This is a genomic window from Kiloniella spongiae (assembly GCF_001026905.1).
Lineage (GTDB): Bacteria > Pseudomonadota > Alphaproteobacteria > Kiloniellales > Kiloniellaceae > Kiloniella > Kiloniella spongiae.
Genome location: NZ_LAQL01000008.1, coordinates 63,272 through 86,558, shown reverse-complemented (window position 1 = coordinate 86,558; position 23,287 = coordinate 63,272). Strand labels below are relative to the sequence as shown.

General features: G+C 42.5%; 24 protein-coding genes and 1 tRNA gene. 17 read left to right on the top strand and 8 right to left on the bottom strand.

Features of this window, described 5'->3' with window-relative positions; translation table 11 throughout:
- Position 1 precedes the first annotated feature (1 nt).
- Positions 2-775 (bottom strand): substrate-binding periplasmic protein, encoded by a 774-nt coding sequence (locus WH96_RS13205; protein WP_047764674.1) that lies wholly within the window; start codon positions 773-775, stop codon positions 2-4.
- Between the two features lie 258 nt (positions 776-1,033).
- On the opposite strand from WH96_RS13205, the gene WH96_RS13200 reads away from it, so the two are divergent.
- The 6 genes from WH96_RS13200 to WH96_RS13170 all read left to right on the top strand — a co-directional run bounded on the left by WH96_RS13200 (position 1,034) and on the right by WH96_RS13170 (position 5,908).
- Positions 1,034-1,624 (top strand): Maf family protein, encoded by a 591-nt coding sequence (locus tag WH96_RS13200; protein WP_047764673.1) that lies wholly within the window; start codon positions 1,034-1,036, stop codon positions 1,622-1,624.
- A 6-nt stretch (positions 1,625-1,630) separates the two neighbouring features.
- A complete protein-coding gene (locus WH96_RS13195; RefSeq protein ID WP_047764672.1) occupies positions 1,631-2,809 on the top strand; it encodes a ribonuclease E/G in 1,179 nt (392 codons plus the stop codon).
- Between the two features lie 43 nt (positions 2,810-2,852).
- Positions 2,853-3,032: a DNA gyrase inhibitor YacG gene (locus tag WH96_RS13190; protein ID WP_342667243.1), complete on the top strand. Its 180-nt coding sequence runs from the start codon at positions 2,853-2,855 to the stop codon at positions 3,030-3,032.
- A 126-nt stretch (positions 3,033-3,158) separates the two neighbouring features.
- Positions 3,159-3,234 (top strand) — tRNA-Phe (locus WH96_RS13185).
- A 691-nt stretch (positions 3,235-3,925) separates the two neighbouring features.
- A complete protein-coding gene (locus WH96_RS13175; RefSeq protein ID WP_047764669.1) occupies positions 3,926-5,305 on the top strand; it encodes a TolC family outer membrane protein in 1,380 nt (459 codons plus the stop codon).
- A gap of 243 nt (positions 5,306-5,548) precedes the next feature.
- Positions 5,549-5,908 (top strand): hypothetical protein, encoded by a 360-nt coding sequence (locus tag WH96_RS13170; protein ID WP_047764668.1) that lies wholly within the window; start codon positions 5,549-5,551, stop codon positions 5,906-5,908.
- 89 nt (positions 5,909-5,997) lie between these two features.
- Here the strand turns inward: WH96_RS13170 and WH96_RS13165 are convergent, their stop codons facing one another.
- The gene (locus WH96_RS13165) at positions 5,998-6,636 is read right to left on the bottom strand and encodes a ribbon-helix-helix domain-containing protein (RefSeq protein WP_047764667.1); all 639 of its coding nucleotides are present in this window, start codon (positions 6,634-6,636) and stop codon (positions 5,998-6,000) included.
- A gap of 109 nt (positions 6,637-6,745) precedes the next feature.
- On the bottom strand, positions 6,746-7,105 hold the full coding sequence (locus WH96_RS13160) for a hypothetical protein (RefSeq protein WP_047764861.1): 360 nt from the start codon (positions 7,103-7,105) through the stop codon (positions 6,746-6,748).
- A 310-nt stretch (positions 7,106-7,415) separates the two neighbouring features.
- Here WH96_RS13160 and WH96_RS13155 point away from each other — a divergent pair, with 310 nt between their 5' ends.
- From WH96_RS13155 to WH96_RS13115, 9 genes are all read left to right on the top strand, one after another.
- Complete coding sequence (locus WH96_RS13155; RefSeq protein WP_047764666.1) at positions 7,416-7,895, top strand: hypothetical protein; 480 nt, start codon at positions 7,416-7,418, stop codon at positions 7,893-7,895.
- A gap of 159 nt (positions 7,896-8,054) precedes the next feature.
- Entirely contained in the window at positions 8,055-8,870 is an 816-nt protein-coding gene (locus WH96_RS13150; protein ID WP_047764665.1) for an LOG family protein, read from the top strand.
- A 531-nt stretch (positions 8,871-9,401) separates the two neighbouring features.
- Complete coding sequence (locus WH96_RS13145) at positions 9,402-11,090, top strand: Na/Pi cotransporter family protein (RefSeq protein WP_047764664.1); 1,689 nt, start codon at positions 9,402-9,404, stop codon at positions 11,088-11,090.
- 236 nt (positions 11,091-11,326) lie between these two features.
- On the top strand, positions 11,327-12,364 hold the full coding sequence (locus tag WH96_RS13140; protein WP_047764663.1) for a putative 2-aminoethylphosphonate ABC transporter substrate-binding protein: 1,038 nt from the start codon (positions 11,327-11,329) through the stop codon (positions 12,362-12,364).
- Between the two features lie 318 nt (positions 12,365-12,682).
- On the top strand, positions 12,683-13,804 hold the full coding sequence (locus tag WH96_RS13135; protein ID WP_047764662.1) for a putative 2-aminoethylphosphonate ABC transporter ATP-binding protein: 1,122 nt from the start codon (positions 12,683-12,685) through the stop codon (positions 13,802-13,804).
- A 1-nt stretch (position 13,805) separates the two neighbouring features.
- Positions 13,806-15,509: a putative 2-aminoethylphosphonate ABC transporter permease subunit gene (locus WH96_RS13130; RefSeq protein ID WP_047764661.1), complete on the top strand. Its 1,704-nt coding sequence runs from the start codon at positions 13,806-13,808 to the stop codon at positions 15,507-15,509.
- Positions 15,510-15,610: 101 nt separating this feature from the next.
- Positions 15,611-15,961, top strand: coding sequence for a nuclear transport factor 2 family protein (locus tag WH96_RS13125; RefSeq protein ID WP_047764660.1), 351 nt, complete (start codon positions 15,611-15,613; stop codon positions 15,959-15,961).
- A gap of 147 nt (positions 15,962-16,108) precedes the next feature.
- On the top strand, positions 16,109-16,633 hold the full coding sequence (locus WH96_RS13120; protein ID WP_047764659.1) for a TerB family tellurite resistance protein: 525 nt from the start codon (positions 16,109-16,111) through the stop codon (positions 16,631-16,633).
- A 22-nt stretch (positions 16,634-16,655) separates the two neighbouring features.
- Positions 16,656-17,057: a YchJ family protein gene (locus WH96_RS13115; RefSeq protein WP_047764658.1), complete on the top strand. Its 402-nt coding sequence runs from the start codon at positions 16,656-16,658 to the stop codon at positions 17,055-17,057.
- Positions 17,058-17,116: 59 nt separating this feature from the next.
- Here WH96_RS13115 and WH96_RS13110 read toward each other — a convergent pair whose 3' ends face one another.
- The 5 genes from WH96_RS13110 to WH96_RS13090 form a co-directional block, all read right to left on the bottom strand.
- Positions 17,117-17,428, bottom strand: coding sequence for a cytochrome C oxidase subunit IV family protein (locus tag WH96_RS13110; RefSeq protein ID WP_047764657.1), 312 nt, complete (start codon positions 17,426-17,428; stop codon positions 17,117-17,119).
- A 3-nt stretch (positions 17,429-17,431) separates the two neighbouring features.
- The gene (locus WH96_RS13105; protein ID WP_082130482.1) at positions 17,432-18,106 is read right to left on the bottom strand and encodes a cytochrome c oxidase subunit 3 family protein; all 675 of its coding nucleotides are present in this window, start codon (positions 18,104-18,106) and stop codon (positions 17,432-17,434) included.
- A 248-nt stretch (positions 18,107-18,354) separates the two neighbouring features.
- Positions 18,355-18,645, bottom strand: coding sequence for a chorismate mutase (locus WH96_RS13100; RefSeq protein WP_046509581.1), 291 nt, complete (start codon positions 18,643-18,645; stop codon positions 18,355-18,357).
- A 215-nt stretch (positions 18,646-18,860) separates the two neighbouring features.
- A complete protein-coding gene (locus WH96_RS13095) occupies positions 18,861-19,649 on the bottom strand; it encodes a substrate-binding periplasmic protein (RefSeq protein WP_047764656.1) in 789 nt (262 codons plus the stop codon).
- A gap of 98 nt (positions 19,650-19,747) precedes the next feature.
- Complete coding sequence (locus WH96_RS13090) at positions 19,748-20,626, bottom strand: LysR substrate-binding domain-containing protein (protein ID WP_047764655.1); 879 nt, start codon at positions 20,624-20,626, stop codon at positions 19,748-19,750.
- Between the two features lie 189 nt (positions 20,627-20,815).
- On the opposite strand from WH96_RS13090, the gene WH96_RS13085 reads away from it, so the two are divergent.
- Both WH96_RS13085 and phnA read left to right on the top strand, forming a co-directional pair.
- The gene (locus WH96_RS13085) at positions 20,816-21,970 is read left to right on the top strand and encodes a 2-aminoethylphosphonate--pyruvate transaminase (protein ID WP_047764654.1); all 1,155 of its coding nucleotides are present in this window, start codon (positions 20,816-20,818) and stop codon (positions 21,968-21,970) included.
- A gap of 49 nt (positions 21,971-22,019) precedes the next feature.
- Complete coding sequence (gene phnA / locus WH96_RS13080; RefSeq protein ID WP_047764653.1) at positions 22,020-23,270, top strand: phosphonoacetate hydrolase; 1,251 nt, start codon at positions 22,020-22,022, stop codon at positions 23,268-23,270.
- Positions 23,271-23,287 lie beyond the last annotated feature (17 nt).

Here is a 23,287-nt window from a genome sequence, read left to right as displayed (position 1 = left end):
GTTAGTTTGTTAGCTTCACATTGTAGGATGTTGGGTAGAGATTGTGCTTTTTAAAAAGAGCCTCGAGAGTTCCATCAGCTTTTATAAGTTTATAGCCTTTACTCAATCGTTCTGTAATCAAAGTTGCGTCAATGCGCGTGGTGCTGATCGCCGGATGAATGTCTTCTAAGAATAAGGTCTCGAGATAAACGACAGTATCTGCTTGATCGAGATTTTCTGTTTGTAAAATATAATTTCCAAGTACATTCCCAGTAAAAAGAATATCGAAACGCTTTTCAATCAGCATTTTCATGCCGTTAATTTCCCGCGGGTAAGGGATGAGTTTTATATCTTCATCAATGAGGCCTTGTAATACTTTTGTGTAGGAGCCTCCTTTGAGGGCACCAAAAGTATGTTTCTTTAAATCGATTAGCTGATTGAGTTTTATGTTACTGTCTTTGCGAACAAACAATCCAACTTCTGTGACCCAAAAGGCCTGTTGAGTATAGGTAATCCAACTCTGGTGTTCTGCGACAAAGGTAGAGCAGGAGATGCCATCTATCCCGCCAATTTTCGTTAATGTAACTAATCGGTTCCAGGGGAGTATCTGGTGTTCTATATCGTAACCGACGCGTTTCCCGGCTGTTTTTAGGATATCCACAAAAAGACCTTGGTTTTTTTGCGTTGCATCGACCAGCGGTTTCCATTCGTTGCAGGCAAGAACAAGCTTCTCAGCTTTTGCTGGAAAACTAAGAATTATTATGCTCAGTAAAATGGATGCAAAGCGAACGGACATACTTGTCGCTTCCTTCCCCCCAAGAGTAACAAACAAAACTAATGACATATAAATAGGTAAGAAAGCTTAGCATTTCCCTTTAATCAGTAAAGTTATTTTGCTGGTTCTAGATCATTAAGCATGTTTGGCTAAGGACGTTGTTTGCAACCAGGAATTTTGCTATCTAGCAGGGGTGTTTTGTGCAGAAACCGTTTATGTGTCCTACTTTTGAGAGATCTATTGCAGTGTTCTGTGCTTTTTGAATGAAATGATTGATCTATGAATCTTGTTACACGACAGTCTTCAGCTCCTTTTGTTTTGGCATCCGGTTCGCCCCGTCGGCGTGATTTGTTGGGGCAATTAGGTTTAATACCTGATGTCATTGAGCCTGCGGATATTGACGAAACGCCGAAGAATCGTGAGTTGCCGCTGGACTATGCAAAGCGAATTTCATTTGAAAAAGCTGCATTGGTTGCGACTAAACATGATGGTGCTTTTGTTCTCGCTGCTGACACTGTTGTTGCTGTTGGGCGGCGAATTTTACCAAAGGCAGAAGATGAGATTGATGCCCGAGACTGCTTGGCATTGTTATCTGGGCGGCGACACCGTGTTTTGACCGGACATGTTCTCGTGTTGCCAAACGGAGACGTCAGAAAAAAGGTTGTGACAACAGCTGTAAAATTCAAACGTCTGCATCAAAGCGAAATTGATGCTTATATTTCATCAGGTGATTGGCAGGGCAAAGCAGGGGGCTATGCTATTCAGGGCGGTGCAGCAGCATTTATCCCCTGGATTAGTGGCTCTTACACTAATGTTGTCGGACTGTCATTGCCCGAGGTGACGAATATGCTGGTTGGAAATGGTTTTTAACGCTTCATGAGCAATGAAATCTATATAGATTTTCTTCCGGGTTTAATCCGTGCGGCGCGTGTGGAGGAGGATCGCTTGGAAGATCTGTTGATCTTGCGCTCTGATGCCCCGCAAATCGTTGGTAATCAATACGTAGGTCGCGTTACGGCAATAGATAAAGGGCTTGGGGCAGCTTTTGTTGATATTGGATTAAAACAACACGGATTTCTGCCCCTCCAAGATATACCCAAGACCCTAGGTGGTGGGAAACTCAGTGAAGGTAGTTATTTGTGTGTGGAAGGTGCGAGAGAGGCTTTTGATGATAAAGGGGTACGTCTAAAGGCTAAAGCTCACGAAAATCTTCCTGCTAAAGTACAGGCCCTTAAAACAATCGACAGATTACGCGAATGGATTTTAAGGCAGCAAAAAGAAATTGACTGCATTGTTGTAACCGATGCGGGGATTGCACAAGAAATCAAAAAATATCAGACAGAAATAAAAGAAGGGTATCCTGTCGTTAGCCACTTAGCCGGAAGACCGGATCTTTTTGAGTATGCTGGTATCGAAGAGCAAATCGATCAGTTGTTAGGTGTGGAGGTTCCTCTTCCTTCCGGTGGGAGCTTGCTTATTGAGCAGGGGAGAACGTTTACTGCTATTGATGTAAACAAAGGAACCATGCAGCATAATGGTGGACCTGAGATACTTCACTATCAACTTAATCTTGAGGCTGTAGAGGAAATCGGTCGGCAGCTCAAATTAAGAAATATTGCTGGTCGAGTTATGATTGATTTTCCTTATATGAAATCCGTTGATCACAGAAAGAAGCTTCAGGCGAAGTTTAAGGAGATACTGAAAGAAGATTTCGTCGGTCATAAGTTACTACCGCTTTATATGACGGGTATACAGGAATTAACCAGAAAAAGAGCTGGGTTAAGTTTACTGGATTTATTGCTTAGGCCAATTGGTATTGGTGGGTTGGGGCAGGAAAAATCACCTTTTATTATTGGTTTGGGAGCTTTAAGACAATTTTGGTCTGATAGTATTCATCAAAGGGAAACGAAAACAAAAATTATTGCCTCGCCACGTATTGTACAGTTTTTAGGCTCTTGTGCTGCTTTGAGTTATGTTGAGGAAAAGACTGGTCGTCAAATTAGTTTGTGTGAAAGTCCTGTCTGGACTTCTGATGATATTGTTGTGTTTGAATAAGAAGTATATGTGAAAGAAAATGCCTGAAAAAGAAGTGAGTAGCGTGAAAAAGGTTAGCAAACAGATGTGCCCGGTTTGTCGTGGAGAAAATGATGAGAAGTATAAGCCATTTTGTTCAAAACGCTGTGCTGATGTTGATTTGAACCGGTGGCTTGACGGTGGCTATCGGATTCCGACCGAAGAAAGCCCTGTAGGCAGTAGCGATGATGACGAAATTATGTAATTAAGAGCTTGTAAATATGACAAAAATCTCTTTTTTTGCATTTTCTTTGTAATAGGGCTGGACAGAGCCTCAATCATTTTCTATAAGCCCTTCATCGGCGGCCAACAAGTTTGGCAAGCCCACGGTGCCCAGATAGCTCAGTTGGTAGAGCAGCGGACTGAAAATCCGCGTGTCGGTGGTTCAAATCCACCTCTGGGCACCATCTTAAACTTCCCCAAATTTTGAAATATAGAAATATATTAGGGTGTATTTAACCCTCTTTATATCTTATCTATGCGTATATTGATGAGCCGCTTTGAGGCTTGATTAATAATCTCTAACAATTTTGCTTTCTGTCGCGATTTTGGGATCGCATTCAATGGTTTTAGCTTTTTGTTTGTATGATAATTGGTTGGTTTTTTTTGTGCTTTCTGGGTTGTTGAACTCGTGGATGATCTTATGGGGCGAGGTAATGAAAAAGATCAGATATCTTTTTTCGTACAAAGTTGCGTTATCCTTTAGTAAGGCTTGTTGAAAAATTGTATCCACTGAAATAACAGGGTTGCGAAAACAAACACGGATAGGGTGTGAAAAATTAATGAAAAGCCACAATTCAAACTTGAAGATGTTTGGGTTTTGAGATAACTTTTCCCCGAACAAAAGATTTTTTGCTTATATCTTTCTATGGTTGAGGTGCGGCTTGCCCTAACATACGTTTTATAAGTGAGGAATGTGTATGTGGTTTTTTTGCAACAGGCTGACTTAAATGGCCGTATTTGCTATTGGATTCTTGACATTCAAGGCCAGTGAATTGTAAAAGGAGCACAGTATTCTATTTGTTGGTTATGAATAGTCATTTTATTTTGCCTGTGATTCTACAATGAACACGGGGAAGCATCGGGGGAAAAATACCAATGCGCCAGTTTGGTAAAACTTTGGCAGTAAGCTTTAAGAGCGTACTTCTTGCTAGTGCGTTTGCAATGCCAGCTATGTCTTCTGCACATGCGGTTACATTGCAGGAAGCAATTACTCAGGCACTAGCTACAAACCCAGATATCGGGGTTGTTGCTCACAATCGTGAAGCTGTTGACGAAGAACTACGTCAGGCTCGTGGTCTTTATCTTCCTCAGATTGATTTGTCTGCCGGTGCCGGGATCGAAAGCAATGATGATTCAACATCACGTGCTGCTGGTGGAACTGGTAAGCATGACGTGATTAACCCGTCAGATGTTTCTGTTACAGTCCAACAACGCATTTTTGACGGCTTTGAAGCTGGCGCGACTGTTGAGCGTGAGAAAGCTCGGGTAGAATCTGCGGCTAACCGTGTTCGTGAGAATGCTGAATTTCTTGCCCTTGATGCTATTGGCGCATATCTTGAGGTTCTAAGGCAGCGTGAATTGCTGGAATTGGCTAAGAATAATCTGCAGATTCACATTGATATTGTTGCGAATCTGCAAGAACGTCTCTCAGGCGGTGGTGGAAGCCGTGCGGATGTTTCTCAATCTGAAGCTCGTTCCTCACGTGCTAGAAACACTCTGACAACAACTTATAATGATTTACGTGATGCGGAAGCTAACTATACACGTATCGTTGGCCACTTCCCTGAAGATTTAAATTCTCCAGAGGCATTCGCTACTGAATTGCCTGGTGGCTTGGATGAAGCTGTTGATCTGGCTGTAAACAGCAACCCAACAATTCGTATTTTTGAAGCAGATGTTCGTACTGCTGAGGCTGATGTTGAGCTTTCAGAAGTTCCGTTCTATCCAACTGTGAACTTGGAAGCTTCTAGTGAGCATCGCGATGAGTTTGATGCGACACCTGGTTCATATGAACAGAATAACTCTGTAATGCTTCGTTTGCGTTGGAACCTTTTCCGCGGTGGTATTGATCGCGCTGCGAGACAGGAAGCTTTGGCTCGTCTGTCTGAAAGTAAAAATCAGCGTTATAGCTCTGTTGTTGATGCACAACGTGAAATGCGTCAGTCATGGTTTGCCTTGGAAGCTAATCGCCAGTCTGTAACTGATCTGGCATCTTCTGTTCAATACAATACAGAAACACGCGACTCTTATCGTGATCAGTTTGATGTTGCTCAGCGTACATTGCTTGATGTGCTTGACGCTGAAAATGAGCTTTTCACATCTCGTGGACAGTTGATTTCTGCAATGACGAATGAGCAACTCGCTTCTTATCGTATTCTTGCTCTTAGCGGTCAGTTAATGGCTAGTCTTGATGTTCAGGCACCTGAACAGGCAAACGTTGAGCATGAATCTTGGGCTGATGGTCTGATTGATTAATCTCTGTAAGAGATACGTATTAGAAAGGGCGCCTTTGGCGTCCTTTTTTGTGTTGAGAATTATCGATTGATATGCCTTCTTTTCTTAGTTTTCTTTGGTGTGAAGGTATAAAGTTTGTGTCATAATATTCGTTTACTTAATTTTGTCCTTGGTATGGCAAAAGTGAGTTGTTATTTTTAAAAATTGCTATATATAGCAGAATACGCGATATAGATTTATCTTGATAAAAGCTTGCGAGTAGAAATGAGTGCCAACATTAAAGATCATACGGCTGTTGGTGCCGTGAAGAACAATCTGGAGCCTTTGGCTTCGGATGATTATGTCTTCTATTCTGCATTTGAGACGATTTATGATGATCAGATTGAAGTTGTTTCACTTCATCTTGATGATCTTTTGCCTGATGAATCCGGTGCTGTTGTTCTGTTTGCTGCTGAAGGTAATCAGATATATTTAGAAGCTGGAGAACTACTCGTTTCCTGTGGTGTTGCCAACTCTCATGTAACTGCTTCTGGTGTAGATGTGACAGGATTGAATGTCTACAATTTTGCAAGCGGTTTGACGCTGTACAGTGAAGGCGAAGTTACGATCCAGACAGGAATGTAATTTTCTGTTTCTAAAGGGTGAGTTCTAAATTTTAACGCCGAATTACCTATGCTTTTAAGCCGTATACATAAAAATATTCGACAGATAACTTAGCTTGGTTTGGGGGGGGTAATGCGTGGTGCACTAGCAATCCATATAACAAGATGTTGTTTTTTTTGGTTGGGCAAACTTGCTCGCACTATTCGGGCCTGAGCTGTTATAACTTTTCCAGGAATCATCCTGATTATTCGCGCATCAATATGCGGAATCTGTGCTGTTAAGAGTTCTTTTAGATTGTCCTGAAGTAGTCCCCTAGTCCTTAGTTGGAAAAGTTTGTTGATGCTAGAGCCTTCCAAAGCATATTTGTCTTCACCAATCCAGTTATAAAAAGCACTATTACTTGATATGATTGTCATATCCTGAGCCATCAGAGCTGCAGGACTGGGGCTGGCATTGATGATTGATAATAGGGTGTCTTTGTTTGTATCTGTTTCTGCCGCGGCTAGATGACGCTCTGCAGATATCATGCAAAAAACTCTCAGAAACGAGGAGAAATTATGACCTTGGTAGATAGTTTCTAGTTTGCCTATGAATTTGCCAACTTTAAGATCATGATCGTTCGCGACCATTTCCAAAGCACGCCAAAAAACGGGCTCTAGTCGTATCGAATAGCGCTTTTTGTTGTATTGCACGATACGCGCTTTAGGGGCTTGATCTGCAAAGTTCACTGGGAAAATGGGTTTAGGCATAATCCTCTTATTATATTAGTCTTTCGTAAACCTCAACAAGAGGAGCTTAGGTATTTGTCCATGTGAGATATCAAGGTTCAATACTCTGTAGATGCTGACTTTGAAAAATTTACGGTAACATGATTTCCTCGTTTTGCCCGACAATCCCACCAAGATCTGTTAGTTTGCTTCGCAGTGCATAGCGTTTTGATAGTTTTCTTTGGGCAGCTTTGGGCAGATCTGTCATCATCAGGACCCTTTTATCAATCAATGTCGTGATCAGATCTTCAAGAACACGGATCATTTCTAGGTCAGAGGCCGCAAGCTCCTGATGGATTTCTCCCTGCTTACCGTCCGGTTGTTGCCCCATTTGTATAAGAAATGAAACAAGTTCAGGGTCATCTGCTTCTAGGAATTCATTCGCAGTGTCGGTTTTTTCCTGATGGATTCCAATTATTTTCCCATCATCTGATCGTGATACGTATGGCATAAATACTCCTGTGGGTGAGTGATAATCACGACCCCCATCTGTCCTAGGTTCCGACATACCTTCTGCGACAGAAGGCTTTGATTTTTTAAAGTAAAGATAAATGGTTAATGACAGGTAAGTAATTGTGTTCATAAAGAAAAAATATCTCTATTTTTTGAATTATAAGCATTCTTTTCCTGTTTATAAGAATTTTGATGAGTGTTTGGTCTTGATAGAGACATATTTGCTATTGATAGTATGGAGTAACATAAATGAGTGAAGTTCAAGTGTGATATGTTTGGTATCAAACGGATCGGGTAAGGAGATTGGAATGACTAAGTTAGCGAGCTTGGCTGTTTTGTGCTTGGGATTATGTCTTTCGGCTTGGGCTGGAGCCGCAAATGCAAGGCCTTTGACAGGCGTGCAGGAAATAAAACTGAATGTTTCTCCTTTGGGGCATTACGGTAAACAATGTGGCTTAACGAGAGAAGCTTTTGAGCGAGCGTTATTGGGGAGTATTCCTGAAGGTGATATTCGGTTAAGTAATTCATCTTCTTATTGGCTTCATACACGAGTTACTACGGTTGTATTTGAAGAGATAAACTGTGTTAGCAATGTTGAGGTAACCCTTTATGCCAATACGCGCTACTATAATCCGGCGACTCAACAAGAACTTTCAGGGCGTGTTGAATTATGGCGTGGTGGGGGATTGTATAGCTCTGTGAATGACAGTCATCAGGTTCAGGTTAACAGTGCGTTGCGAAAACTAGGGCGTAAACTGTATGACGCCTGGAAAAAAGATCAGCTGTAAGCTGTTAAGCCTGAATTTCTTTCGTAAAATATTCTAAATTTAAATTTTTGCTTAATAAGCTGATCTGTAAAATGATGATGTTATTTATATAAAAGTAACTTTGTTCTCATGTATTTATGAGGAAGATTTATATTTATCAGTGTTATTGAAAGGTACTACATGGACGATAATCCGTATGATATTCCGAAGTTTTATCACGATGACGACTTTATGGACTCAGGGGATGCAAGGCCTCTTAGAATTCTTTCTGAATATTTTGGTCCTCAGAACCGGTTTGAGAAATTTAATGTAGAGGACACTATCGTCTTTTTTGGATCGGCACGTATAAAATCTGAAGAAGAGGCAAAGGCCGCAATGGCTGAGGCTAAGCGCACAGGAAATGGATTGCGTAAAGCCGAACAGATGATGAAAGTATCTCGTTATTACGAGGAAACTCGAGAGCTTGCACGTCGTTTTACCGAATGGTCCAAAACTTTGACTGATGATGAGCGTCGGTTTGTTGTCTGCACCGGCGGTGGCCCTGGCATTATGGAAGCAGCAAACAGAGGAGCTTCGGAAGGAAAAGGCATTAATGTCGGGTTGAATATTTCTTTACCCTTTGAGCAGAGTGAAAACCCTTACATTACCCGTGAATTAGCCCTAGAGTTCCACTATTTCTTTATGCGGAAATTTTGGTTTATTTATCTCGCAAAAGCGGTGTTGGTAATGCCTGGTGGTTTTGGCACACTTGATGAGTTTTGTGAGTTGTTGACGCTGATCCAGACGCAAAAAATCAAAAAGAAAATGCCGATTGTTCTTTATGGATCTGATTATTGGAACAAAGTGGTCAATTTTGAAGCACTTTGTGAATTTGGGACAATTAGTGAGGAAGACTTGGATCTTTACCTCGTTACAGATTCTATGGATGAGGCATTTGAGTACGTAACCAAAGGGCTATTGGAGCATGCTTTGGAAACGCCAGGTCCAATGCTTTAAGGTTATTCCTGAAAGTGTCATATTGAATTGCGAGCCTTCTTGTTGTGCAAGGGGCTCGTCTTTGTTTATGGCTTGAACTTTAATGGATTAGTTGGCGTTAGTTTTTCGCTTAATATGTTCTTTACGGTAATTTGGTGTGCCTAATTAATCTTTTTATCGATTTTGCCTATGAAATTTATTTGTAATATCGATTTGATGAATGCGATAGAACGCGGCACAATATTAAAAGAACTTCGTATTAGGTGTTGTTGGCAATAAAAATACAACCATAAAAGTATTTATGTTAGAAAAGTGCAGTATAATTGTCAAAACATGTTGTTATTTTGTTGTTAATACCACAATTTATTGTTATCAAAATATTTCGTTAATGTGACACTTTTGTGAAATTGAACTTGTCTGATAGAGGAGCTTAAAGTTACAAATGCTAATTCTGGAATAAGATATCTTGTCAGTATCTATATCGGCAGGATCGTATTCGTGATTAGTATTCTGTAAACGAAATATAATTTATTCAATGAGGTAAGTATAAGCGTGTCTGGTTTTGACCTTTTGTTAAAAATAGCTGGTGGAGTTGCTCTTTTATTATGGGCGACAAGAATGGTACGCACAGGAGTGTTGCGTGCGTATGGTAGTCAGCTACGCCGTGTCTTAGGATCGGCAACAAAAACAACGCTATCATCATTTGGAATGGGAATCGGCATGGCCGGCATCCTGCAAAGCTCGACAGCAACGGCTTTGCTTGCTGTAGCTTTTGCTGGAAAAGGGCTCATTGCAATCGCACCTGCCTTGGCTGTAATGCTAGGAGCAGATGTCGGGTCAACGCTGGTTGTGCAAATACTCTCTCTCGATATTTCGTGGCTTTCACCCGTATTGATTCTGACAGGTTTTATTTGTTTTACGACCAGACCAACGATGACATTACGTCATCTGGGTCGTGTGTTCATCGGCCTGGGATTGATGTTATTGTCTCTCAAGCTCGTTGTCGCAGCTTCTGAGCCTATGCGAGACAGCCTTGTTCTTCAAAACATTCTGGCTGCTTTATCCGAAGCGCCATTGTTTGCCGTGATTTTAGCAGCATTGATTACCTGGATCACCCACTCGTCAGTTGCGATGGTTTTACTGATAATGTCGTTGAGTGTAGCTGGTGTTGTAACTGCTGATTTGGCTTTGGTTTTGGTATTGGGGGCAAATGTTGGCGCGGGTATTGTACCAATGGCTTTAACAATGTCAGAAACGCCGACGGCACGCCGTATTCCTATGGGGAATATGTTGTTTCGCTTTGCTGGCGTTCTCATCTTGTTACCAATGATGAGTATAATAACCCCCTATGTTGCAGATTTGAGCGGAGCAGATGCTGGTCGTCAAGTCGCTAATTTTCACACAATTTTTAATATTGGGCTTGCTATTGTTTTCCTTCCCCTTGTCGGGGTGATGTCCCGTTTAATGGAACGTGCTTTACCCGAAGGTGCAGGGTCAGAAGACAACTTTAAGCCAAAATACCTTGATGAGAGTGTTATCAATACCCCAACGGTTGCCGTGGCTTGTGCAACGCGCGAAGTATTACGCTTGGCAGATATTGTCGAAGAAATGCTTCGTAAGTGTATTGATGTCTTCGAGACAAATGATCCTGCTCTTTTGCAAGAAGTTAGCAAATCCGATGATCAGGTTGATGAACTTCACGAAGCGATCAAATTGTACCTTACTCAGGTGAGTATAAGTGAATTGGATGAAGACACGAGCGCCAGGTGTGTCGAGCTGATTTCCTTTACAACCAATCTTGAACACATTGGGGATATTATTGATAAAAACCTTTTGGAAATAGCTAACCAAAAAATCAAAAAACGAATTGAATTTTCTGAACAAGGTTGGATCGAACTGGTGGAATTACACCGCATGGCGTTAGATCAAATGCAACTGGCGATGACGGCATTTGTATCCGGCGATGTGGATATCGCACGACAGCTTATTGCTGATAAAGAAAAATTCAGAGATATGGAACAAAGTGGCGGTGACAAGCATCTCGATCGACTTCGGGAAGGTCGCGTTGAATCAATAGAATCATCTGCGTTACATATTGATATGATCAGAGATTTAAAGCGTATTAATTCACATCTGACATCTGTTGCTTACCCCATTTTGGATGCCAGTGGTGAATTACACGAAAGTCGTCTTCGTGTACGGCCTCATTCCGAGCGCCGTTCTACAAAGGCGAGCACGTAATCCGGCATAGCCGGTGAATTGAGGATGCTATTGGCAGGATGTCCTCAGTTTGAAAGAGCCTTGATTTCTCTTCTAGAGAAGTTGAGTTTGGACGGATGTTCAATTAAAGTTTTTGAGTAACAAAGACTTAGCAAAAATGTAACAAAGTGTCGCTATAGACGGCACGGTACATAAAACCGAATAGGGATGTCGAAGGGAGAAGCCCTTTGACGATCACATTGAGGAGCATGAAAGTAATGAAAAAAGCATTTTCGACTAAACTGCTTGGTGGCGTTGCCACTACTTTGGCCGCTATTGGCTTTTTGACGGGCAGTGTATCTGCTGAAGATCTAACCGTTTATACCGCTGTAGAAGCTGAAGATCTTAAGCGTTATGCCGCTGCTTTTAACGAAGTAAACCCAGATATCACAGTTAATTGGGTACGTGATTCTACTGGTGTTGTTACTGCCAAGCTTTTGGCTGAAAAAGATAACCCACAGGCTGATGTCGTTTGGGGACTTGCTGGTTCCAGTCTTCTTTTGATGAAAAAAGAGGGTATGTTTGAAACTTATGCGCCTGCTGGTGTTGATCAGTTGGATAGCCGTTTCCGCGATAATTCAGACAATCCTGTTTGGGCAGGAATGGATGCTTGGGTTGCTGCTGTTTGTGTGAATACAATCGAGGCGGAAGCAAATAATCTTCCAATGCCAACATCCTGGGCAGATCTGACAAAGCCTGAATATAAAGGCCATATTGCAATGCCAAATCCTGGATCATCTGGAACAGGATTCCTGGATGTTGCCAGCTGGTTGCAGATGTTTGGCGAAGAAGATGGTTGGGCATTCATGGATGATCTTCATGAAAACATCAGCCACTATACACACTCTGGTTCAAAGCCATGCAAACAAGCTGCTGCTGGTGAAGTGCCAATTGGAATTTCTTTTGCTTTCCGTGCTGCAAAATCCAAGAACCAAGGTGCTCCTTTGGAAATCGTAATGCCTTCAGAAGGCGTGGGTTGGGAAATGGAAGCCGCGGCGATTGTTAAAGGGACCAAGAAACTTGATGCAGCTAAAAAACTGATGGACTTCATCGTTTCCAAGCCAGCGATGGAACATTATAACCAAGGTTATGCTGTTGTTGCGATGCCAGGAATTTCCAAGCCAATTGAAAACTATCCTGAGAACATCACGGACAGCATGATTGCGATGGACTTTGAATGGTCTGCGAACAATCGCGATGCTATCCTGGCTGAATGGACTGATCGTTATGATTCTAAATCTGAGCCTAAAAACTAATCAGATTTAAGTCATAAAGTGAGATGATAATTCCGCCCTTTGGTATATCAAAGGGCGGGGTTTCAACGATCAAATAAGTGTTAGAGTTTGCGATATTTTTTATTCTCAAACTCACACGATGATTTACAGTTAAAAAGAACCATCAGTGATAAAAATATAACACGATAATCAGGATGTTACGGGGTATTTTGTGCTTTGGGCTGCGCCCTGAAATTTTACCCCGTTTCGCACCGCAGAATTATCAACACTGATGCAATTAAGCTGTTGCAAAAGAGCACAGGACAAACTGTGCCGTTTTGCCGCTTGAGAGGAATGGCAATGAGCGCAAATACTGCTGATACCCGGGTCGAAACAGGGAATGGGCAAAAGCCCTATCTGACAACATCTAATTTAACAAAACAGTTTGGTAGCTTTACGGCGTTATCTGATATTTCGTTGGAAATCTACGAAGGTGAATTTGTTTGCTTTCTAGGTCCATCCGGTTGCGGAAAGACGACACTGTTACGGGCTATCGCTGGTCTGGATATTCAGACCTTTGGTACTGTAACGCAGGCAGGGAATGATGTTTCTTCTCTTCCGCCTAGCGAGCGTGATTTTGGTATTGTATTCCAATCCTATGCGTTGTTTCCGAACCTGACGATCCATAAAAATATTGCCTTCGGGTTGGAAAATAGAAAACTGCCAAAAGCTGATATTAATAACCGGGTTAATGAGCTTCTCGAACTCGTTGGCCTTACATCACAAGCCGATAAGTATCCGGCGCAGTTATCAGGCGGACAGCAACAGCGTATTGCACTGGCCAGGGCGATTGCGACCAATCCTGGTTTGCTATTGCTTGATGAGCCTTTATCTGCATTGGATGCTAAGGTGCGCGCGCACCTTCGTCATGAAATCAAAGAATTGCAACGCACACTTGGTGTGACGACAGTTATGGTGACACACGATCAGGAAGAAGCCCTGACAATGGCTGATCGTATTGTTGTCATGAATGATGGCGTTATTGAACAGGTGGGAACACCGCTTGAAATCTATCGAAATCCGGCATCCGCATTTGTTGCTGACTTCATTGGGACAATGAACTTTGTTCCGGGGCAAGCGAATGGAGGAGATATTCTTAAGATGGGCAACGTTGAGCTTAAATGCGATGCAGAGAATATCACCGAGCGGGGAAATATCACCGTTGCCTTCCGTCCAGAAAACCTTTTGGTCCAAGAAGGTGATGACAAGCTTCCAAACGCGTTTGAGGCTGAGGTTAAGTATATGGAGTTTATGGGGGCCTTCTTCCGTGTTGATCTGTTGAGTAAACAAACCAATAGCGAAGCCCACATCAAAGGTGATTTTTCTATTAACATGGTCCGGCGTACGGGTGTGAAAGTCGGTGATACCATAACCGTTTCTATTCCTCAGGATCGTTTGACTGTTTTTCCCGGAGTAAATTGATATGGCGGAGATAACACATTCTACGCCATTGAAAGTGGTAAAACCTAAGGCAAGTCGTGACGATTGGACCATGCGCGCCTTTATGGTAATGATCGGGGCCTATTTGCTGATTGCGCTGGCCTTTCCGCTATATACGATGCTTTCAAAGTCTTTTGAAAATAAAGACGGCGTTTTCATTGGCCTTGAAAATTATCTGAAATATTTTTCAACGCCTGCACTTTTCAATTCAATTGAAAACTCAGTAACGATTTCGATCATCACTATGGTGATTACTGTTACGTTGGCTTTCATCTATGCTTATGCCTTGACCCGATCATGTATGCGGTTCAAAGGATTTTTCAAGATTATGGCGATGATCCCTATTCTCGTTCCGTCTTTGTTACCGGGGATCGGACTTATCTATCTGTTCGGAAAACAGGGTTATATGAAATGGCTTTTGTTTGGGGAGACAATCTATGGTCCGCTGGGGATTGTGATTGCTGAAGTTTTCTTTACCTTTCCCCACGCACTTCTGATCATAATGACAGCTTTGTCGATTTCAGATGCACGTTTGTACGAAGCGGCAACAGTCTTACGTGCGCCAAAATGGAAAATTTTCTGGACTGTTACACTGCCAAGTGCCCGTTATGGTCTGATTTCAGCTGCTTTCGTTGTGTTCACGTTGGTGATCACAGATTTTGGTGTGCCAAAGGTAATCGGCGGACAGTATAACGTTCTTGCCGTTGACATTTATAAACAGGTAATCGGCCAGCAAAACTTTTCCATGGGTGCTGTAGTTTCGGTTGTTCTTCTTGTTCCTGCTATTTTTGCTTTCTTCATTGATCGCCAGGTACAAAAGAAGCAGGTTGCCCAGTTGTCGGCACGAGCAGTTCCTTATGAGCCTAAACCCGATAAGACTTTTGACGCCCTTATGATGAGCTATTCCAGCGTGATTGTCTTGATCATTGTTACAATTCTGGCAACCTGCCAGTTTGCTGCTTTGGTTAAGTTTTGGCCGTATAACCTTACTCTCGGATTGCAGCATTATAACTTTGATCTGATGGATGGTGGCGGATGGGACGCTTATTATAATTCCATTAAAATGGCTCTCTGGACAGCGGCTGTGGGGACAACAGTTGTGTTCACCGGGGCTTATATGGTGGAAAAAGGACGTGGCTTCCAACAAGGAAGAACACTATTTCAATTCCTTGCTATGATGCCTATGGCAGTACCTGGCATGGTGTTAGGTTTGTCCTACATCTTCTTCTTTAATAATCCTGATAATCCTTTCAACTTTATCTATGGTACAATGGCAATCCTTGTCGTTTCAACGGTTACTCACTTTTATACGGTAGCTCACTTGACGGCGATGACAGCATTGAAACAGATGGATAAAGAGTTTGAATCCGTCTCGCAATCTCTTCAACAGCCTTTTTATAAAATGTTCCTGAAAGTAACAGTGCCAGTGTGTTCACCGGCTATTCTGGAAATTGCGATCTATCTCTTTGTAAATGCGATGACGACAGTATCGGCAGTGGTCTTCATATATTCCTACCATACTCAATTGGCATCGGTTGCCGTATTGAATATGGATGATGCTGGTGATATTGCCCCGGCAGCAGCTATGGGAATGATGATTTTCTATACAAATGCTGCTGCGCGTATTCTTCACGCTTTTGTATCTAAATATATGGAAAAGAAAACCCAGGCTTGGCGACAACGCTAAAGCTTGTAATTTTTCTATAGTAGGTATTTAGTTAATGAAAGGGGCAGATGATATCTGCCCCTTTTGCTATGTTGTATTTGTGCAATAGAAGGAAGACCGTGATGACTCTTACAGCTGTCGAACTTGCAGAAAAACAGCTCGCTGCCTACAACAACCACGATCTTGATGCTTTCTGTGATTGTTTTAGTGAAGATGTTGAGGTGCAATTTCTTATTGATGATGAAGTGCTCTTTCGCGGCAAATCTGCATTGAAGGTGACTTATGCAGAGCGGTTCAGTCACCCGGGATTACATGCAAAGCTTCTAAATCGTATTGCAGTAGGGCGTGCTGTTGTTGATGAAGAAGAGGTGACAGGCTTGGTGAATGGGTTATCTTTGCATGTTTTGGCCATATACGAGATTGAGCACGGGCTTATTTGTAAGGTCCGCTTCGAACGAGCAGAGCAGAAATAGAAATTATAGGTCATACATCTCATGGTTTTATGATAAATGTGATTTAAACGTTCTTGTGTCTCACCGTAACGCTATATTAAAAGAAAGGTGATAAATTTATTATTTAAAATAGTTTAATCTATGATCATGGGGGTTCGGATATAAACTATGCATATTCTATTAGGTGTTATTGCTGTTCTGGGCGGAATTGCTTTTTTTATTTGGCGTGTTCGTTCAGCTGCGAAAGCTGCCAGAGATGTTGTGGAAACTGTTGATGATATCCGATCGACAGTTCGGCGCTATAACCACAGTCGGAAAACCAAGGCTAATCCACTTGAAAATATAGAAGATAATCGCGTTGCTGCAGCGACAATTCTTGCGGCTTTTGCCCGCATGGATGGTGACTATACACGGGAGCAACTGGTTGCTATCAAGGAAGAATGCAAACGGGTTTTTAATACATCAGAAGAAGAGGCAGTAGAAATTACAGGACAAAGTCGATGGTTGATGGAACAGACCGCAAATGTTGATGAAGCCATCAGACGCCTTAGCCGGGGTCTAAGACGAGCTTTGGATGTTGAAGAAAAAAAGCAACTCTTAACGATGGTTACGTATATTGCAACGATCGAAGGGGGGCAGATGAGTGAAGCGCAGGAACAAAATCTTAGCCAGCTAAGCCGCCAGCTAGCGTAATTATCTAAGGTTTAATTCGTTTATGGTTGATAGTGAAATGTGCCCCTGTGGGGCAGGCGAAACATATGAGGTTTGTTGTGGTCGATTTCATATGGAGTTAGCTCTGCCGGAAACGGCGGAAGAGTTGATGCGGTCTCGCTATTCGGCTTATGTCAAACAGAATGTTAGCTACCTTAAGGTTACTCTGTGGCCGCTGTATCAGAAATCCTTTAATGAAATAGGTACCTTGCTCAGAGCACAAGATAGCCGATGGCTTGGCCTGGAGATTGTAGACACTAATCGAGGACAGTTATCTGATAAAGAGGGGTTTGTTGAGTTTATCGCGCGATCTGTTGTGGATGGTGTTGTCGATGAGCAGCGAGAAAAAAGCCTGTTTCGTAAAAAGGGCGGGCGGTGGTATTACGTCAGAGCCTTATCTGGATGAAGGTGTACATTAGAGTTTAATTGAAAGCTTTTTTCTAAGGAGATTAGGCTGAGAGGTAATTAAATACCAAACGCTAATACATAAGTTGCTAAAACCATTGCAGTGATGATGAAGATCGCGAAAAAAAATCCACGTCTCCATTGTGGAGCGACGTGACGAAGTTCCAGGAAATCAAGTAAAAGCAAACGGCATTTGAACAGTGTTGTCAGCATTAATATACCGACAGAAATAAAACCAATTGGTGTTGCTATTTCCTTTGTATCAAATACATCACCACTGAGCATGCTGATCATTGTTAATCCGGACATGAGAAGCCAGGTCAATAAAAGACGAAATATGGGTGTTGGTTTTTTTAAGGGTGCGTTGCGCATAGACTATCTCACCAAATAGAGAATTGGATATAGAATCAGCCAGATAAGATCTACCATATGCCAAAAGGCACAGGCTGTTTGAATGTTTTCATGTCTTTTGTAAAAGCCGACCAATCCGAGAAGTAATATACCAAATATTACATGTGCGGCATGAAAACCTGTCATGAGGTAAAACAAGGTATAAAAGCTATTGGTCTCTATAGAAATTCCGATTGCGGCTTTTTCACTGTACTCATAAAATTTTAACACCAGAAAAAGAAGTCCAAAGACCGCTGTTACGGATAAAAAAAAGCGGGACGAATATGTTTTATTTTCCCTGCTTGTCTCGTTAGCGAGAGCAGCGAATAAGCCACTAGTGATGAGAATGAGAGTGTTGATACCACCAATCAAGCGATTGAGGCCAGCCTGGGAATTAACGAAGAGATCCGGGTTCTCAAGAAATTTTATACAATACCCAGCAAGTAAAAGACCAAAGACCATTAATTCGCTGATGATCAAGATCCACATCATGGGATTCCCGGGAAGTGCATCCAAAGGCCCCCAAGTACTACGATTTACTGCCGTTGTATCAATAGCTTGATTTGAATTATCAGAAGTTGTTTGTTCTTTGTCTTTTGCAGTCGTGATTTCTTTTAAATATGCGTCATAGAAATCACTATCTTTGTCTGGTGGGCGCATACGATTGCCTAGAATCTCTTTTTAAGGATATTTGATATTTTAGAGATGAGAGTCGATTGGCAATACGACATAATGCCTCAAGGAGAATGGTGACCTTGTGGAAGATATATTAGAAGGAAACTATGTTATCGGTCAGGGTTATCGGTCAGGTTTAGAGTTCTTCGTGTCGTGGAGGTTTGATATCTTGGAAGATCAAATGTTGCACGAACCATAAAAATGGATCTCAAAATTAAAGATATTGTCAGAGATTATCCCTTGCGGATTTTTTTATGATTACGAATAACTTCTTCTATAACAAAATTGATAAATTTTTCAGAGAAATCAGGATCGAGCTTTGCTGATTTTGCGAGCTCTCGTAGGCGCTCAATTTGCTTTTGCTCTCTTGAAGGATCAGCAGGGGGCAAGTCGTATTCTTTTTTAAAAAGACCAACTTTTTCTGTAATCTTAAAGCGTTCGGACAACATGTAAATTAAAGCAGCATCAATATTATCAATGCTATCCCGATATTCACCAAGCTTTGCTTTAATATCATCTGTCATTCGTACTGCACCTTCAAAAAGTCGAGAATAATTAGATAGTGTCTTTGCAGACTATTGTGATCAAAACAATGCAAAGAATAATCAGAGTACTTAACTAGAAATCTTATAGATGTGCAGAAGCGGTGAGTAAATTAGAATACGCAGAAGGGATACATTTTTTTGAGAAGAATAATGCGAAGGTTTGCTGTTTGGAGCAGCATGTAGATTAACTTGTTTTATTGTTTGATAAGGCTGAGATGGTTATTAATAATTTTTTGCAGAGTGCCATCATTTCTCATTTCCCGGATAGCTTTGTTCATGTCATTAACCCGATGGGCGCAATCAGCACCTTTATTGATCATGACATGCATCGTGTTTGATAAAATAGGCATATCCAATGGAACAATAGTTTCTTCAAGATCAAGAGCGTAGGTATGTTGAAGACCTTCGATATAACCAAGAATGCCGTAGTCAGCCCGATTATTCTGGAGCATGATAACCATGCTGTCGCTTTTGGGGACTTCAATAAAATCCAGATAATTATTTGCAAAGGTGTCGAATTCGTCGCCCAGTGATCCGCCGAGTAATCGCATGCCAGAGCGACCAATGAGATCCTGAGGAGAGGTGAGGGAGAATTGATTGCCATCTTTTACAAACACCCTTAACTCATCAGTATCGAGTTGTTCTGAATAATGATATTGGGCGGCCCGTTCTTTATTCCAATAGGCACCGAGAACCATATCAACGTTTCTCTGTTCAAGGTCATAGAGAATACGTTTCCAAGGCTTGTCATTTACGATGTTAAGTTTTAGGCCAATTCTCTTGAGTGCTTCGTGCGTTCCGTCAACAACGATGCCTGTTAGCTGCCCATCATCTTTTCGATACACAAAGGGGTACCAATTATTAATACCATTGCCGCTGAATGATGTGCAGTTGTCTGATGCTTTTACTTGAGAAGGCGTGATGACATCAATGATAAAGAAACCAATAAGAGATAGAAATATAGCGGATATTCTAATGAGCATCACTTGGCCTCTCTATGCATGAATAGGAAAAGGTTGCTGCAATTGTATCATAAATAGACTCTTAAATTGGTTAATGTATTTTTACTATGATATGGGGCCTAGCTCAGATTGGTGGCTGTTGAGCTTTGGATTTGATCAAAGAATGCACGTATTACAGGAGAATTTTTTTGATCTTTTAAGCAGGCGACATACTCAAGGCCTTCGAGTTGAACATCCCTGACGGTTAATCCGTGAAGACGGGTGTCATTGCCAAATTCACTTTCGAAAACCACACCAATCCCAAGGCCAGACGCAACGGCTTCTCTAACCGCTTCTCGACTCCCTATTTCGAGAATATCAGTTAATTTTACCCCAGCGCTCTCAAGGGCGGTTTCAAAAATTTTGCGGGTGACTGATCCTTTTTCTCGCAAAATAATGCGGTGGTGAGGAAGTTCGGTGATACTAATACTGCGCCTCGCTGCCCAAGGATGATTTCGATCGACAAAAACAATGAGAGGTTCCCGTTTCAATGGGGCGGCATGTAAACGTCGATCCTCATGGATGTTGGGCATGACTACAACGTCGGACTTTCGTTCGAAAAGACCTTGCAGAACCTGCTGCGAGTTCCCGAAACTCATTGAGAAGTTAATACCCGGGTATAATCTGCTAAAGGTCGCAAGTAATGGAACCACATGATAGGGCGCATCAGCCGCGACGCGGAGTTGGCCGGACATTAATCCGCGAGCGGAGAGTAAAACCTGTTCTGCTTCGAGTTCGACAGCAAACTGTCTAAGTGTGACGGCATGAAGACGGCGGCCAATTTCTGTGATCTCAATGCCACGCCCTCGGCGCTCAAACAGTTTTACCCCGTAAATTTCCTCTAACGCAGCGACCTGACCAGAGAGCGTAGGTTGGGTTACATTGAGGACATCGGCAGCCTTGGTGAAGCTTCCTTCACTGGCAACAGCATGAAAGGCGCGAATTTGAGCATGGTTCATAGGTAAAACCAATCTGTAATATAAAAAGTATCGATTTGATTTATGATAGAGATTCGATGCATATAGAGCAAGACGTTCAAAACACTTAAATGAAAAGTACTCAATTAAGTGAACGAACCGCGGAAATTAATCGGGTGATGTGATTTTAAACCATCGCTCTTGTTCTCGGATCAAATGAGGAGATCCCATATGTCTGATAAGGCATCTGCCGTTGCTGCTTCCCCGTCTGGCGATCCCTGGCTTTTGACGCCAGGTCCCCTGACTACTTCTGTTGCTACTAAGGAAGCAATGCTTCATGATTTCGGTTCACGTGATAAGAAATTTATCGAAATTAACCGACGTGTTCGCAGTAGTCTCTTAAACATAATTAATGGGCAGGACGATTTTGTTTGTGTTCCTTTACAGGGCAGCGGAACTTTTTCCGTCGAAGCTATGTTAGGGACGCTTGTACCACAGGACGGAAAGCTGCTTATCCTGGTAAATGGTGCATATGGTCATCGTATGGCAAAGATTTGTAGTTACTATGGTCGTGCACACGATGTTATGGAATATCCGGAAGATCAGCCCGTAAGTATTTCTGATCTTGATGCACGCTTGGGTGAAGATAAGGCTGTAACCCATGTTGCGGTTATTCATTGTGAAACAACATCGGGTGTTCTTAATCCAATTGCGGGCGTTGCTGAGGTCGTCGAAAAACACGGGCGCTCTCTTTTGATTGATTCGATGTCTGCGTTTGGGGCGCTTCCTGTTGATGCATCAAAAATCAAATACGATGCTGTCGCTGCATCTTCAAACAAGTGTCTTGAAGGTGTTCCGGGAATGGGTTTTGTCCTTATCCGTAGAACAGTATTAGAAAAAGCAAAAGGTAATGCGCCTTCGCTGGTTCTTGATCTTTATGACCAGTGGGTGCAGATGGAGAAAACCGACCAGTGGCGCTTTACGCCGCCGACGCACTGTATTGTTGCCTTTGAACAGGCAATCCGCGAATACGAAGAAGAAGGCGGTGTAGAAGGGCGTGGTGGTCGCTATGCCTCCAACTGCAAAATTCTTGTCGATGGTATGCGCGCATTGGGTTTTGAAACTCTGTTGCCCGATCATCTACAGGCACCAATTATCGTGACCTTCCACAAGCCGACAGATCCTAAATTTGATTTCCAGAATTTTTACGATCGCCTTGCTGAACGTGGCTATTTGATCTATCCGGGCAAATTGACTGTTGCGGACTCGTTCCGGGTTGGTTGTATTGGTCGCATGGGTAATGATGATATTCGCGATGCATTGGTTGTCATTGAAGAAACGTTAAATGAAATGGGTGTGGAAAACTGCGCGCCGGCTGCTGCCTAATTTGATATTCATGCCCTGATTGGGCATTTGTTATAGTGGGAGATACCCTATGAGTACTGGTAAACTCGTTCAGGCCAATGGCCGTTTGTATAAAAGATCTGACCGTCCGGTTGTGGTGGTGTGTGTTGATGGCAGCGAGCCGGATTATATGGAAGTTGCCATGAAAGCCGGGCGTATGCCGTGGTTGAAAAGTCTGCTTGATAGCGGTGTGAATACAAACCGTATTGCAGAATCTGTTGTGCCTTCTTTCACCAACCCAAATAACCTTTCTATCGTTAGTGGCTGTCCGCCACGCTATCACGGTATTTGCGGTAATTACTTCTATAATCAGGAAACTGGTGAAGAAGAATTGATGAATGCGCCAAGTTACTACCGCGCAAAAACAATTTTCTCTTCTTATCAGGATGCTGGCGCCAAGGTTGCTGTTGTAACCGCAAAAGATAAACTCCGTTTGCTTCTTGGGCATGGTCTTGATTACAGCCAAGGCAATGCGATTTGCTTCTCTGCTGAAAAATCCGATCTTGCCAATATGGCTGATAACGGCATTGAAAACGTAAATGACTTTGTCGGGATGCCTGTTCCTTCTGTATACAGTGCCGACCTGTCCGAGTTTGTTTTCGCCGCTGGCGTCAAGCTATTGCAAACGGTTCGTCCCGAGATCATGTATCTTTCCACAACCGATTTCATTCAGCATAAATATGCTCCTGAAGAAGAGGGGGCATTGGCGTTCTATGAAATGATGGACAAATACTGGGCACAGCTTGATGAGTTGGGTGCTGTCCTGACTCTCACAGCTGATCATGGAATGAACCCGAAACATGATGCTGACGGTAAACCAAATGTTCTGTATCTTCAGGATCTGTTTGATGAGTGGTATGGCAAAGCTGAAGCTCGTGTTATCTTGCCAATTACGGATCCATATGTTGTTCACCATGGTGCACTAGGATCTTTTGCGACGGCTTATTTACCTAAAGGGCAGAGCGTGGACGAGGCGATCAAACGCCTGTCAGAAGTTGATGGTGTTGAATTGGCTATATCTGGTCCTGCTGGTTGCGCTATGTTGGAACTACCAGAAGATCGCATGGGTGACATTATTATTATTTCTGAGCGTCATCTGGCTTTGGGAACTTCTGAAGAACGTCATGATCTCTCTGCGTTGGATCGGCCATTGCGGACCCACGGTGGTATCACCGAGCAGAAAGTACCGTTTATCAGTAATCGCCCAATGTCGGGTATTCCATCAGATATGCGTCTTCGTAATTTCGACGCGTTTTATTGCTCTGTAAACTACGCTGAGTAATTGGCCTTAAATAAGGG

Coding starts and splice junctions, on each gene's coding strand:
- WH96_RS13205 (WP_047764674.1), bottom strand. CDS start 775: ATGTCCGTTCGCTTTGCATCCATTTTACTGAGCATAATAATTCTTAGT.
- WH96_RS13200 (WP_047764673.1), top strand. CDS start 1,034: ATGAATCTTGTTACACGACAGTCTTCAGCTCCTTTTGTTTTGGCATCC.
- WH96_RS13195 (WP_047764672.1), top strand. CDS start 1,631: ATGAGCAATGAAATCTATATAGATTTTCTTCCGGGTTTAATCCGTGCG.
- WH96_RS13175 (WP_047764669.1), top strand. CDS start 3,926: ATGCGCCAGTTTGGTAAAACTTTGGCAGTAAGCTTTAAGAGCGTACTT.
- WH96_RS13170 (WP_047764668.1), top strand. CDS start 5,549: ATGAGTGCCAACATTAAAGATCATACGGCTGTTGGTGCCGTGAAGAAC.
- WH96_RS13165 (WP_047764667.1), bottom strand. CDS start 6,636: ATGCCTAAACCCATTTTCCCAGTGAACTTTGCAGATCAAGCCCCTAAA.
- WH96_RS13160 (WP_047764861.1), bottom strand. CDS start 7,105: ATGCCATACGTATCACGATCAGATGATGGGAAAATAATTGGAATCCAT.
- WH96_RS13155 (WP_047764666.1), top strand. CDS start 7,416: ATGACTAAGTTAGCGAGCTTGGCTGTTTTGTGCTTGGGATTATGTCTT.
- WH96_RS13150 (WP_047764665.1), top strand. CDS start 8,055: ATGGACGATAATCCGTATGATATTCCGAAGTTTTATCACGATGACGAC.
- WH96_RS13140 (WP_047764663.1), top strand. CDS start 11,327: ATGAAAAAAGCATTTTCGACTAAACTGCTTGGTGGCGTTGCCACTACT.
- WH96_RS13135 (WP_047764662.1), top strand. CDS start 12,683: ATGAGCGCAAATACTGCTGATACCCGGGTCGAAACAGGGAATGGGCAA.
- WH96_RS13130 (WP_047764661.1), top strand. CDS start 13,806: ATGGCGGAGATAACACATTCTACGCCATTGAAAGTGGTAAAACCTAAG.
- WH96_RS13125 (WP_047764660.1), top strand. CDS start 15,611: ATGACTCTTACAGCTGTCGAACTTGCAGAAAAACAGCTCGCTGCCTAC.
- WH96_RS13120 (WP_047764659.1), top strand. CDS start 16,109: ATGCATATTCTATTAGGTGTTATTGCTGTTCTGGGCGGAATTGCTTTT.
- WH96_RS13115 (WP_047764658.1), top strand. CDS start 16,656: ATGGTTGATAGTGAAATGTGCCCCTGTGGGGCAGGCGAAACATATGAG.
- WH96_RS13110 (WP_047764657.1), bottom strand. CDS start 17,428: ATGCGCAACGCACCCTTAAAAAAACCAACACCCATATTTCGTCTTTTA.
- WH96_RS13105 (WP_082130482.1), bottom strand. CDS start 18,106: ATGCGCCCACCAGACAAAGATAGTGATTTCTATGACGCATATTTAAAA.
- WH96_RS13100 (WP_046509581.1), bottom strand. CDS start 18,645: ATGACAGATGATATTAAAGCAAAGCTTGGTGAATATCGGGATAGCATT.
- WH96_RS13095 (WP_047764656.1), bottom strand. CDS start 19,649: ATGCTCATTAGAATATCCGCTATATTTCTATCTCTTATTGGTTTCTTT.
- WH96_RS13090 (WP_047764655.1), bottom strand. CDS start 20,626: ATGAACCATGCTCAAATTCGCGCCTTTCATGCTGTTGCCAGTGAAGGA.
- WH96_RS13085 (WP_047764654.1), top strand. CDS start 20,816: ATGTCTGATAAGGCATCTGCCGTTGCTGCTTCCCCGTCTGGCGATCCC.
- phnA (WP_047764653.1), top strand. CDS start 22,020: ATGAGTACTGGTAAACTCGTTCAGGCCAATGGCCGTTTGTATAAAAGA.